This is a genomic window from Klebsiella sp. CN_Kp113 (genome assembly GCF_040064585.1).
In the GTDB taxonomy this organism is placed as follows: Bacteria; Pseudomonadota; Gammaproteobacteria; order Enterobacterales; family Enterobacteriaceae; genus Klebsiella; species Klebsiella michiganensis.
Map to the genome: position 1 here is coordinate 24314 of NZ_JBEAID010000017.1, position 12593 is coordinate 36906.

Sequence of the window (12593 nt, forward strand, 5' to 3'; positions counted from 1 at the left end):
CCCGCTTTCTCTTTACGGCGCGGAATATTGAATACGATAGCCGTGCGAGGTCGGTACGATATGCGCAAATCCCGACCCGCCAAGGTGCATACCGGCAATCAGCAGGTTTTCGCTGACGGCCTGGGCGAGGATCGCTTCCCGCGTCGCTCTGGCCTGCGCGGGATCGCAATCAAAAGCAACGGCGGCGGCGGGTCGGGCGGTCTGAATATGCGGAAAATGGACGATGTCGCCCCAGATCAGCAGGCTTTGCGCCGCGGCGTCGATGCGAAACCCGCTATGGCCTGGCGTGTGCCCGGGTAGCCATAGCGGGCGGATACCCGCGACGGCCTCGCGCTCATCCAGAAAACCGAGGCTGCGGGAATAGGCGTCCAGGGTGCGGCGGGCGAGCGTGAAGTTGCGCTGCCCCCGCGCATTGGCCCGGTTTAGCATGGCGTCGTCCTGCCAGTATTCGGCTTCCAGAGGGTGCAGATAAAGACGGGCGTGGCGATAGCGCGGCGCGCCGTTGGCATCCAGCAGGCCGCCGATATGATCCGGGTGAGCGTGGGTCAGCAGGACAGTATCCACGTCGTCTGGCGCACTCCCCGCCGCTCGCAGACTGGTTTCCAGCACGCCGCCTCCCGTACCCGCGTCGACCAGAATCGTTCTTCCCCGACCGCGAATAAGATAGCCACTAATGTCGATATTGCCGGGGTCAATGACGCCCGCGCTGCGCTGAATGTCTGCGGCATCGTCGATATTAATACCCGACAGCAGCGCCAGGCCAGCGGCCATGCTGCCGTCGCTGAGGGGCGTCACCTGAAAATCGCCAATCTGGCGGGAGAGAAAAGCGGGTTTGTGCATATCAACCTCTTAGCGTGATGGGGGCTGTATTTCAGTCGGGCTTTGCAACTGACCGGCCATGGGCTCATACATCGAGACGTTTTCCCGTCCCGCCAGCAGCATGGCCTCCCGGCGCGGCAGAACGTACGCCACGCGCTGCGGCGGGTTGTTATCCAGCCCGGCGGCCGAAAGGTTTGTCGGCGGATATCCCAGTTCCGACTCAACGACGTCCAGCGGCTCGGGGCTCAGTAGCAATACATCCCCCTCAGCGACGGCAGGAAAGACGCCGCCGTAGCGATACAGGTTTCGCCGCCAGTCGCGAATATGCGCCTGCCAGTGGGAAAAGCTGCCGCCGCCTTTCTGGCGATACGCTTCACTGGCGAGCGTATCGCCATGCTCGATGGTATGAATAGCAAGATAGACCGGGCAGCCGGAGGAGAGCGCCCTGAAGCGCTGCGAGGCGCGGAATCCGCTGACGGACACCAGCGCAGGCAGCTTGTCCTCGCTGTAAAACCTGTTCCAGCCGGCTTCGCTTTGCGGGTCGGCGTAGCTGCACTCAACGATATATAACATGGGCTGCCCTCTGCATGATGGAATGATGTTATTGACGTTTGATCATGCTACGTTGGGCACTAAGCGCTATAAAACGATATTATTTCACCACTCAATGACATTTCGTCATTGATAAACCTTCAGCAGAGGCGGCGTTCGTGCGAAAAAAACTCCCCAGCAGTACCTCGCTGCAGGCCTTTGAGGCTGCCGCCAGGCACGGTAACTTTGCCCGCGCGGCGGAAGAGCTGTCGCTTACCGAAGGCGCGATCAGCCGGCAAATCGCCCGCCTGGAATCGCTGTTAAACTGCAAGCTGTTTGAGCGGACGGGGAGTCGGGTGCGGCTGAACCCCAACGGCGCGCGCTATGCGCACCATGTCCGCGAGACGCTGGAGCGTCTTGAGCGAGATACGCAGTATCTGATGGGGGCTGCGGACGGCAGCCGAAGCCTGGAAATCGCCGCGCCGCCGACCTTTGCCAGCCGCTGGCTCATTCCCCGACTGGGGGATTTTCAGCGCCGGAATCCGGATATCACGCTGAATATCGCGGTCAGAACCGACCCGTTTATCCTCACCGGCAGCGGTTTTGACGCGGCGGTTCATTTCGAGCATCCCGCATGGGCAGGAATGCGCTTGCGGTTTCTGTTTGAAGAGAGACTGGTGCCGGTATGCCACGCCGGGCTACTTACGGGAGAAGATCTCGCCAGCCAGCTGAACGCGCTGCCGCGTATTCATCGACGGCAGAATCCTGACGCCTGGCAGCGCTATGCTGAAGAGTGCGGGATCGCGCTGGATAATCCGGCGCGGGGCGTGCGCTACGATCTGCATGAGATGGCGATAGCCGCCGCGCTGGCCGGGCAGGGCGTTGCGCTGGTACCGCACGTGTACGTTGAAAAAGCGCTCGAAAACGGGACGCTGGCTGCGCCCTGGCCGCAGGCCCGCAGCCTGAGCAAGCGCTTTTGCCTGGTGAGGCCGCTGGAAAACGGCGTCAACGAATCGGCGCTACAGGCGTTTGAACAGTGGTTATTGGCGCAATAAGGCCCGGTCGCGGGCCGTAGACGCGTTAAGCGCAGCCTCAGGCGTGGGATAAAAGCGGGAACATCAGCTTATTCTCTTTGAAGATATTTTCTTTTTGTCCGTAGATAAACAGAATATCTTCGCCTTCGATTTTCTCATACTCGCCGGTCCGATTCTCTTTGGGGGTAAAGCCGAGGATAGCCTGGTACGTATTTTCATCGGCGAGCTCGTTAATAATGGCCGACAGGGAGCGTCCGCTGTCGCAGAAAATATCAAAACAGATCAGCGCCGGACCGTTTTGCATCGCAATCGCGATGGCCTGGTTTTTGTCGGAATAATAGACGAAGTGCTTCATAAAGGCGGAGCAGTAGAACATCAATAAACCGAAGTTATCCTGTACCCGCAGCTGTGAAAACGGATTCGATTTTTGATAGTACCGCTGTAATCGCGCAACCTCTTCCGGCTGGTCCATATCGAGCTTGCGGAAGTCGCCCGCTGCCGGTACTACCGGCATAATATATTGATGTTCGGCGGTGCGCTCGAAGCCAAATTTCGGATAAAAATCAACGGTTGTCGGGTTAGCAAACAGGAAAAAGGCGTCGGCCTTATCCTGCCAGTCCGTCAGAATCTCCCTGACGAGCTGCCCGGCCAGGCCCTTATCACGATGATCGATATCGGTCATCACGGTGCCGATTTGAATATAGCGGCGGGGTTCGCCCTGCCAGATCAGATCGATAATATTGGCGGAGGCGTTAGCAATCACTTTATTGTTGCTCACCAGGGCGTAGGGAATATAGGCGTCGGTCCAGTACCCTTTGCGGTACCACTCTTTAAAGGAGAGATCGAAGGTTTTAATCGCCAGGTCAATGAAGCTATTTCTTAACACGTCATTGTGCACAATTTGCTTATCTAATTTGTAGTTCATCGTCGACATTCCTTACGCTGCGGGTGAGGCACTGTTTTCGGCCATCTGTTCGGCGGTCCGATCTCTGTCGGGCGAGCTAAAAATAGCATATCCCCACGGATGGGCGACGATTGTCGCGCCTAAGCTTTGCTCAGGTCACACATTCGGGGAAAATAGGGCTAAAAATGGCGCGCTTTTGTCGCCCCAGGGAGCATCGCCCTCAGGCAAAAGACGCCTTTAGCAAATGAAAGTTTGCCAGTCATCAAAAACGAAGAGGAATATATTGCGTTCATGGTCATGACCCCTATCATTAATAGGTAGGGTAAATGTGGTATCATCGCGCCTTTCCCTTTTCGTCCTGGGGCTCTTTTTTATGCAACAACCTGTTGTTCGCGTTGGAGAATGGCTGGTTACTCCCTCTGTTAACCAAATTAGCCGCAAGGGGCGTCAGCTAACTCTCGAACCGCGCTTAATCGATCTTCTGGTTTTCTTTGCCCGTCATCCCGGCGAAGTACTCAGTCGGGATGAGCTCATCGATAATGTCTGGACCCGCAACGTTGTCACCAGTCACGTCGTCACGCAAAGCGTTTCCGAGCTACGTAAGTCGCTGAAAGATGGCGACGATGGCAGCCTTGAATATATCGCTACCGTACCCAAACGCGGCTATAAGCTGACGGTGCCGGTGATCTGGTGTACCGAAGAGGGGGAGGAGCCGACGCCGGTTATCCCCGCAGAAACGACGACGGTCGGGTTTGACGCGCCGTTGACCTCCCCGCAGCCCGATGCGGCTGCGCCAGACAGCACACCGGTGGCGAAGCCGGAAAAACGCAAGCGGCTGAGCACGTTTATCGTCTGGGGTCTGTTCCTGCTGGCCCTCGCGAGCTGCGTGGCGCTGGTGGCCCTGTCAACCCTGCAGTCGCGCCCGCCGGTCACGAAAACCCGGCTGCTGCTTAACCCGCGTGATGTCGATATTCACCTGCTCAGCGGCAACACCTGCAACAACTGGTCATCGCAGCACTCCTATGCCATCGGTCTGGGGAGCCTGATTACCACCTCGCTGAACACCTTCTCCACCTTTATGGTGCACGACAAAACCAACTACAACATCAATGAGCCGAGCAGTTCCGGTAAAACCCTGACCATTGAGTTTGTCAACCAGCGGCACTATCGCGCACAGCAGTGCTTCATGTCGGTGAAGGTGGTGGATAACGCCGACGGCTCGACCATGATGGATAAGCGTTACTTTGTCACCAGCGACAACCAGCTTTCGATTCAGAACGACCTGCTGAGCAGCCTCTCTGAGGCGCTGAAGCAGCCGTGGCCGGCGCGGATGCAGGAGATGTTAAAGCAGTATCAGCCGTCGCAAAGTATCGCGCTTACCCATTTCTATCAGGCGCATCAGCTATTAATGAACGGAGACGTTGATTCGCTGGGCAAAGCCAGTAGCCTGCTTGCCGACGTGAATAAGCAGTCGCCGGACTTTACCTATGCGTGGGCGGAAAAGGCGCTGGTTGACGTATTGCGCCATTCTCAGCAGCCGCTGGATGAGAAACAGCTCGCCGATCTTTACAGCGAAATAACCCGGGTGGGTAATATGCCGGGGATTAAAGATATGGCAATATTTTATCAGATTAAAACGGTGGATATGCTGGGCAAAGGAAAAGTGGATGAAGCCTATGACGCGATTAATGCCGGGATTGATCTGGAAATGTCGTGGATGAATTATGTGCTGCTGGGCAAAGTCTACGAAATGAAAGGGCAGAACCGGGAAGCTGCCGATGCCTACCTGACGGCGTTTAATTTACGCCCGGGTGAGAATACATTTTACTGGATTGAAAACGCCGTATTCCAGACCTCCGTGACCCGCGTGGTTCCGTATCTCGATAACTTCCTCGCTTCAGAATAAGTAAACCCTCATCAAGGTCATGGTTTTGGCCGTGGTGAGGTTAAAATTATGTTTCTCATGAGCCACAAGGTTGTTATGTTTTATAACCAAGCTGGTCCCGCACGCAACACTTTTTCAACACGAAGTTGACCTTATAACCCACTGAAAAATATCTTAATTTACCTTTTCCTGATATCAACATGTCATCCTGATATGTTGCGCGAAAAAGGTCAAAATATCATTTGTCTGATGTTTGCAGTTATTTCACTTTATCTTTAGGACTTATCTCGTACTAATCCGTAATCTTGTTGGCAGTTGGTCGGGTCAATAAAAGGTTCATCATCATGATCTGTACCTCCCAAATAAACTTAGGAGAAAAGCAAACATGAGTTCTGCCAAGAAGATCGGGCTATTTGCCTGTACCGGCGTAGTCGCCGGTAATATGATGGGGAGCGGTATTGCATTATTACCTGCAAACCTCGCTAGCATCGGTGGTATTGCCATCTGGGGTTGGGTGATTTCTATTATTGGCGCGATGTCTCTGGCTTATGTTTATGCCCGGCTGGCGACCAAGAATCCGCAGCAGGGTGGCCCAATTGCCTACGCCGGTGAAATATCCCCAGCGTTCGGTTTCCAGACCGGCGTGCTTTATTATCACGCCAACTGGATCGGTAACCTGGCAATCGGTATTACCGCCGTCTCTTATTTATCAACATTCTTCCCAATTTTAAATAACCCGGTGCCGGCAGGTATTGCCTGTATCGCCATCGTATGGATATTCACCTTCGTGAATATGCTCGGCGGGACCTGGGTTAGCCGCCTGACAACAATTGGCCTGGTACTGGTACTTATTCCTGTGGTCATGACCGCGGTGGTCGGCTGGCACTGGTTTGATGCCGCAACCTATCAGGCAAACTGGAACACCTCCAGCACCACTGACAGCCACGCGGTAATCAAAAGTATCCTGCTCTGCCTGTGGGCCTTTGTCGGGGTAGAATCTGCCGCCGTGAGTACCGGGATGGTGAAAAACCCGAAACGCACCGTGCCGCTGGCCACCATGCTGGGCACCGCGATGGCCGGTATCGTCTACATCGCCGCGACCCAGGTGATTGCGGGTATGTATCCTGCCTCTCAGATGGCCGCATCCGGAGCGCCGTTTGCAGTGAGCGCCTCCACCATTCTCGGCGGCTGGGCTGCGCCGATGGTTTCCGCCTTCACCGCCTTTGCGTGCCTGACTTCGCTGGGCTCGTGGATGATGCTGGTGGGTCAGGCCGGCGTACGTGCCGCTAATGACGGTAACTTCCCGAAAGTGTATGGCGAACTCGACAGCAACGGTATTCCGAAAAAAGGCCTGCTGCTGGCCGCGGTGAAAATGACCGCGCTGATGGTGCTGATTACCCTGATGAACTCTACCGGCGGCAAAGCGTCTGACCTGTTCGGTGAGCTGACCGGTATCGCGGTACTGCTGACCATGCTGCCTTACTTCTACTCCTGCGTTGACCTGATTCGCTTCGAAGGCATCAATGTACGCAACTTCGTCAGCCTGATTTGCTCCGTACTCGGCTGCGCGTTCTGCTTCATCGCCCTGATGGGGGCAAGCTCCTTCGAACTGGCCGGTACCTTTATCGTCAGCCTGATTATCCTGATGTTCTACGGTCGCAAAATGCACCAGCGCCAGAACAACGACAACTCCGCTGATAGCAGCACCGCCAGCGCGCATTAATCTGCAACCCTATTCCTGAGGCTCCTTCCATCACCTGTCACGACGTGGCGGGAGGGGCTTTCTTTATCTGGAGATTTGACTATGAACGTTATCGCAATCATGAATCACATGGGTGTCTACTTCAAAGAAGAACCCATCCGTGAACTGCATCGCGCCCTCGAACGCCTGGACTTCCGTATTGTCTACCCGAACGACCGTGAAGACTTATTAAAACTTATCGAAAACAATGCGCGTCTGTGCGGCGTGATCTTCGACTGGGATAAATACAATCTCGAACTGTGCGAAGACATCAGCAAAATGAACGAATACATGCCGCTGTACGCCTTTGCGAACACTTACTCAACGCTGGACGTGAGCCTCAACGATCTGCGGATGCAGGTTCGCTTCTTCGAATATGCGCTGGGCGCAGCGGAAGATATTGCCAACAAAATCAAACAGAATACCGACGAGTATATCGACACCATTCTGCCGCCGCTGACCAAAGCGCTGTTTAAATACGTGCGTGAAGGCAAATACACCTTCTGTACCCCAGGCCATATGGGCGGTACCGCGTTCCAGAAAAGCCCGGTCGGCAGCATCTTCTACGATTTCTTTGGTTCCAATACCATGAAATCTGATATCTCGATTTCGGTTTCTGAACTCGGTTCTCTGCTGGACCACAGCGGCCCGCACAAAGAAGCGGAAGAGTACATCGCCCGCGTCTTCAACGCGGAACGCAGCTACATGGTGACCAACGGGACCTCTACCGCCAACAAAATTGTCGGCATGTATTCCGCCCCGGCCGGTAGCACCGTGCTGATTGACCGTAACTGCCATAAATCGCTGACCCATCTGATGATGATGAGCGACATTACGCCAATCTACTTCCGCCCGACCCGCAACGCCTACGGTATCCTCGGCGGTATCCCGCAGAGCGAATTCCAGCATGCGACCATCGCGAAGCGCGTGAAAGAAACCCCGAACGCGACCTGGCCGGTGCACGCGGTTATCACCAACTCCACCTATGACGGTCTGCTGTACAACACGGACTACATCAAGAAAACCCTGGATGTGAAATCCATCCACTTTGACTCCGCGTGGGTGCCTTACACCAACTTCTCGCCGATTTATGAAGGCAAATGCGGGATGAGCGGCGGCCGCGTCGAAGGGAAAGTGATTTACGAAACCCAGTCCACGCACAAACTGCTGGCGGCGTTCTCTCAGGCCTCGATGATTCACGTTAAAGGCGACGTGAACGAAGAGACCTTTAACGAAGCCTACATGATGCACACCACCACTTCTCCGCACTACGGCGTGGTGGCCTCGACGGAAACCGCGGCGGCGATGATGAAAGGCAACGCCGGTAAGCGCCTGATTGACGGCTCTATCGAACGTTCAATCAAGTTCCGTAAAGAGATCAAACGTCTGAAAGGCGAGTCCGACGGCTGGTTCTTCGACGTCTGGCAGCCGGAACATATCGATGGCGCTGAATGCTGGCCGCTGCGCTCCGACAGCGCGTGGCACGGCTTCAAAAACATCGATAACGAGCACATGTATCTCGACCCGATTAAAGTCACGCTGCTGACTCCGGGGATGAAGAAAGACGGCACCATGGATGAGTTCGGTATTCCGGCGAGCATCGTGGCGAAGTATCTCGACGAGCACGGTATCGTGGTCGAAAAAACCGGTCCGTACAACCTGCTGTTCCTGTTCAGTATCGGTATCGACAAAACCAAAGCGCTGAGCCTGCTGCGTGCGCTGACTGATTTCAAACGCGCGTTCGACCTGAACCTGCGGGTGAAAAACATGCTGCCGTCGCTGTATCGTGAAGATCCGGAATTCTACGAAAACATGCGCGTTCAGGAACTGGCGCAGAACATTCATAAACTGATTGAGCACCACAACCTGCCGGATCTGATGTTCCGCGCGTTCGAAGTGCTGCCGACCATGATGATCACGCCGTACGCCGCGTTCCAGAAAGAGCTGCACGGTCAGACCGAAGAGGTGTATCTCGAAGAGATGGTGGGCCGCGTCAACGCCAATATGATCCTGCCGTATCCTCCGGGAGTGCCGCTGGTCATGCCGGGTGAAATGATCACCGAAGAGAGCCGTCCGGTGCTGGAGTTCCTGCAGATGCTGTGCGAAATCGGCGCCCACTATCCGGGCTTCGAAACCGATATCCACGGCGCCTATCGTCAGGCGGATGGTCGTTACACCGTTAAAGTGCTGAAAGAAGAAAATAACAAATAATCGATGCACAACAGGGAAGTGGCTTGCCACTTCCCTTTTTCACGCTGCAAGGAGAACACATGAAAACACCCTCACAGCCGCGCGCGATTTATTACATCGTTGCGATCCAAATCTGGGAATATTTCAGCTTTTACGGCATGCGTGCCTTACTCATCCTCTATCTCACCCATCAGCTCGGCTTTGATGACAGCCACGCTATCAGCCTGTTCAGCGCTTACGCTTCCCTCGTGTACGTCACTCCTATTCTCGGCGGCTGGCTTGCCGACCGCCTGCTCGGCAACCGCGCGGCGGTGATTGCCGGCGCGCTGTTAATGACGCTTGGCCACGTGGTGCTGGGCGTCGAATCCGATTCCACCTGGAGCCTGTACCTCGCGCTGGCGATCATTATCTGCGGCTACGGCTTGTTCAAATCCAACATCAGCTGCCTGCTGGGCGAGCTCTATGCCGTTGACGACCCTCGCCGCGACGGCGGTTTTTCGCTGCTGTACGCCGCCGGTAACGTCGGCTCCATCGCCGCGCCTATCGCCTGTGGGCTGGCGGCGCAGTGGTACGGCTGGCATATCGGCTTTGCGCTGGCGGGAATCGGCATGTTTGTCGGCCTGATGATTTTCCTCAGCGGTAGCCGCTACTTCCGCCACGCGCGCGGCGTCGATAAACAGGCGCTGCGGGCGGTAAAGTTTGTGCTGCCGACCTGGGGCTGGCTGGTGGTGATGCTCTGCGTTGCGCCGGTGTTTTTCACGCTGCTGCTGGAGAATAACTGGTCCGGCTATCTGCTGGCGATCGTGTGCGTGTTCGCCGCCCAGATGGTGGCGCGCATTATGGTCAAATCGCCGGAGCATCGCCGCGCGCTGTGGCAGATCGTTCTGCTGATGCTGACCGGGACTCTGTTCTGGGTTCTGGCGCAGCAGGGCGGGAGTTCGATCAGCCTGTTCATCGACCACTTTGTTAACCGTCATCTGCTGAATATTGAGGTGCCGACCGCGCTGTTCCAGTCGGTTAACGCCGTGGCGGTGATGGCGGCTGGCGTCGTGCTGGCGTGGCTGATGCGGCCGGAAGGCGCGACCCGCTCGGCGCTGCGCGTGTGGCTGAAGTTCGCCTTTGGCCTGGTGCTGATGGGCTGCGGCTTTATGCTGCTGGCGCTTAATGCGCGCCACGGCGCGGCGGAAGGGCAGGCATCAATGGGCATGATGGTGGCCGGCCTGGCGCTGATGGGCTTTGCCGAACTGTTTATCGACCCGGTAGCGATGGCGCAGATCACCCGCCTCAATATGCCCGGCGTCACCGGGGTACTGACCGGAATTTATATGCTGGCGACCGGCGCGGTAGCCAACTGGCTGGCGGGAGTGGTGGCGCAGCAGACCACCGAGTCGCAGATCAGCGATACGGCGATTGCCGCATATCAGCACTTCTTTGCCCAGATGGGCGAATGGACGCTGGGCTGCGTGGCGGTGATTGTCGTCGTCGCCTTTGCCGCCGCGTTTAGCGTCGGCAAACGCCGCGCGGCCGCCGGTGAACTTCCCGGCGGCGGCGCCTAGCCCCGTCTGGCGACAGGTCCGGCTTACCGGGGCTACAAAATCGTGCTGCCTGGTAGCCCGGCTAAGGCGTTTACGCCGCGAGCCGTGGATCGGTAACCCCAACAGTGGAGCGACAAGCCGCTCCTTGCACCGTTTACTGAACAGGAGGAGGATATTCTGGCAGGCGCGGAAGCCGAAGATAAAAAACTGTTACTGAAGCGATGGCTGAGCGAAATCAGCCGGAATTGAAGCCAGGCTCCTTAAGATTGTTCTTTGGCGTCGACGCCGGAACAGGCCGCGCTGGAGAGTGACCTGGTTCAATTATCGAAGCAAGTTTGCAAGCAGGGTTATGAGGAACCAACATGTCTGAACAACAAGCACAAGGTGCCGATGAGGCAATTGACCTTAATAATGAACTGAAAACCCGTCGTGAAAAACTGGCCGCGCTGCGCGAGCAGGGCGTGGCGTTCCCGAATGATTTTCGCCGTGACCACACTTCTGACCAGCTCCATGCGGAATTTGATGGTAAGGAAAACGACGAGCTCACCTCTCTGAACGTCGAGGTCGCCGTGGCTGGCCGCATGATGACCCGCCGGATTATGGGGAAAGCCTCTTTCGTCACCTTACAGGACGTCGGCGGCCGCATTCAGCTGTACGTCGCGCGCGACGATCTGGCGGAAGGCGTCTACAACGAACAGTTTAAGAAATGGGATCTTGGCGACATCATCGCCGCCCGCGGTAAGCTGTTTAAAACCCAGACCGGCGAACTCTCCATTCACTGCACCGAGCTGCGCCTGCTGACCAAGGCATTGCGCCCGCTGCCGGACAAGTTTCACGGCCTGCAGGATCAGGAGGCGCGCTATCGTCAGCGCTATCTGGATCTGATCTCCAACGAAGAGTCGCGCCACACCTTCAAGGTGCGTTCGCAGATCCTCGCCACCATGCGTCAGTTCATGGTCGCGCGCGGCTTTATGGAAGTCGAGACTCCGATGATGCAGGTGATCCCCGGCGGCGCCTCCGCGCGTCCGTTTATCACCCATCACAACGCGCTCGATCTGGATATGTATCTGCGCATCGCGCCGGAGCTGTATCTGAAACGGCTGGTGGTCGGCGGCTTCGAACGGGTGTTCGAAATCAACCGCAACTTCCGTAACGAAGGGATCTCCGTGCGCCACAACCCTGAGTTCACCATGATGGAACTCTATATGGCGTATGCGGATTACAAAGATCTGATCGAACTGACCGAATCTCTGTTCCGCACGCTGGCGCAGACCGTGCTGGGGAAAACCGAAGTCCCGTACGGCGACCAGGTGTTCGACTTCGGCAAGCCGTTTGAAAAACTGACCATGCGCGAAGCGATCAAGAAATACCGTCCGGAAACCGAGATGGCGGATCTGGATAACTTCGAGGCGGCAAAAGCGCTGGCGGAATCCATCGGTATTCACGTTGAGAAGAGCTGGGGGCTGGGGCGTATCGTCACCGAGATTTTCGACGAAGTAGCGGAAGCCCATCTGATCCAGCCAACCTTTATCACCGAGTATCCGGCGGAGGTTTCGCCGCTGGCGCGCCGTAACGACGTGAACCCGGAAATCACCGATCGCTTTGAGTTCTTTATCGGCGGGCGTGAAATCGGCAACGGCTTTAGCGAGCTGAACGACGCGGAAGACCAGGCCCAGCGTTTCCAGGATCAGGTCAACGCCAAAGCGGCGGGGGATGATGAAGCGATGTTCTACGACGAAGACTACGTCACCGCGCTGGAATATGGCCTGCCGCCGACGGCCGGCCTGGGCATCGGTATCGACCGCATGGTGATGCTGTTTACCAACAGCCATACCATTCGCGACGTGATTCTGTTCCCGGCAATGCGTCCGCAGAAGTAAATTCCGCTAAAACCAGGTCCCCTCGTTTCCCTGAACCGGGGGGCCTTTATTTCGACGTGTTTAATTCCGACGAG

At 56.3% G+C, this 12593-nt stretch carries 9 protein-coding genes; 6 read left to right on the forward strand and 3 right to left on the reverse strand.

Translation table 11 applies throughout. The features are described from left to right. Window positions 1-12 precede the first annotated feature (12 nt). Together ABLV30_RS08590 and ABLV30_RS08595 are read right to left on the reverse strand one after the other, a co-directional pair. Window positions 13-840 (reverse strand): MBL fold metallo-hydrolase, encoded by an 828-nt coding sequence (locus ABLV30_RS08590; RefSeq protein ID WP_102803082.1) that lies wholly within the window; start codon window positions 838-840, stop codon window positions 13-15. Between the two features lie 9 nt (window positions 841-849). Continuing rightward, window positions 850-1392: a hypothetical protein gene (locus ABLV30_RS08595; protein ID WP_064378354.1), complete on the reverse strand. Its 543-nt coding sequence runs from the start codon at window positions 1390-1392 to the stop codon at window positions 850-852. Window positions 1393-1529: 137 nt separating this feature from the next. Here ABLV30_RS08595 and ABLV30_RS08600 point away from each other — a divergent pair, with 137 nt between their 5' ends. Continuing rightward, complete coding sequence (locus ABLV30_RS08600; RefSeq protein ID WP_025107115.1) at window positions 1530-2405, forward strand: LysR substrate-binding domain-containing protein; 876 nt, start codon at window positions 1530-1532, stop codon at window positions 2403-2405. A 37-nt stretch (window positions 2406-2442) separates the two neighbouring features. Here ABLV30_RS08600 and ABLV30_RS08605 read toward each other — a convergent pair whose 3' ends face one another. Further along, window positions 2443-3309, reverse strand: a complete 867-nt coding sequence (locus ABLV30_RS08605; RefSeq protein ID WP_025107114.1) for a GNAT family N-acetyltransferase — start codon at window positions 3307-3309, stop codon at window positions 2443-2445. 352 nt (window positions 3310-3661) lie between these two features. On the opposite strand from ABLV30_RS08605, the gene cadC reads away from it, so the two are divergent. From cadC to lysS, 5 genes are all read left to right on the forward strand, one after another. Beyond that, window positions 3662-5194, forward strand: coding sequence for a lysine decarboxylation/transport transcriptional activator CadC (gene cadC / locus ABLV30_RS08610; RefSeq protein WP_049103112.1), 1533 nt, complete (start codon window positions 3662-3664; stop codon window positions 5192-5194). A gap of 364 nt (window positions 5195-5558) precedes the next feature. Beyond that, complete coding sequence (gene cadB / locus ABLV30_RS08615; RefSeq protein ID WP_004848490.1) at window positions 5559-6896, forward strand: cadaverine/lysine antiporter; 1338 nt, start codon at window positions 5559-5561, stop codon at window positions 6894-6896. 81 nt (window positions 6897-6977) lie between these two features. Then, window positions 6978-9125: a lysine decarboxylase CadA gene (gene cadA, locus ABLV30_RS08620; protein WP_004848492.1), complete on the forward strand. Its 2148-nt coding sequence runs from the start codon at window positions 6978-6980 to the stop codon at window positions 9123-9125. Window positions 9126-9184: 59 nt separating this feature from the next. After that, window positions 9185-10660, forward strand: a complete 1476-nt coding sequence (gene dtpD / locus ABLV30_RS08625) for a dipeptide permease DtpD (RefSeq protein WP_046876922.1) — start codon at window positions 9185-9187, stop codon at window positions 10658-10660. Window positions 10661-11001: 341 nt separating this feature from the next. Continuing rightward, the gene (gene lysS, locus ABLV30_RS08630) at window positions 11002-12519 is read left to right on the forward strand and encodes a lysine--tRNA ligase (protein ID WP_004848495.1); all 1518 of its coding nucleotides are present in this window, start codon (window positions 11002-11004) and stop codon (window positions 12517-12519) included. Window positions 12520-12593: the final 74 nt, after the last annotated feature.

What these genes read in the sequence shown, in the direction of transcription:
- ABLV30_RS08590 (WP_102803082.1), bottom strand. Translation starts at nt 840, where the DNA reads ATGCACAAACCCGCTTTTCTCTCCCGCCAGATTGGCGATTTTCAGGTG.
- ABLV30_RS08595 (WP_064378354.1), bottom strand. Translation starts at nt 1,392, where the DNA reads ATGTTATATATCGTTGAGTGCAGCTACGCCGACCCGCAAAGCGAAGCC.
- ABLV30_RS08605 (WP_025107114.1), bottom strand. Translation starts at nt 3,309, where the DNA reads ATGAACTACAAATTAGATAAGCAAATTGTGCACAATGACGTGTTAAGA.
- cadC (WP_049103112.1), top strand. Translation starts at nt 3,662, where the DNA reads ATGCAACAACCTGTTGTTCGCGTTGGAGAATGGCTGGTTACTCCCTCT.
- cadB (WP_004848490.1), top strand. Translation starts at nt 5,559, where the DNA reads ATGAGTTCTGCCAAGAAGATCGGGCTATTTGCCTGTACCGGCGTAGTC.
- cadA (WP_004848492.1), top strand. Translation starts at nt 6,978, where the DNA reads ATGAACGTTATCGCAATCATGAATCACATGGGTGTCTACTTCAAAGAA.
- dtpD (WP_046876922.1), top strand. Translation starts at nt 9,185, where the DNA reads ATGAAAACACCCTCACAGCCGCGCGCGATTTATTACATCGTTGCGATC.
- lysS (WP_004848495.1), top strand. Translation starts at nt 11,002, where the DNA reads ATGTCTGAACAACAAGCACAAGGTGCCGATGAGGCAATTGACCTTAAT.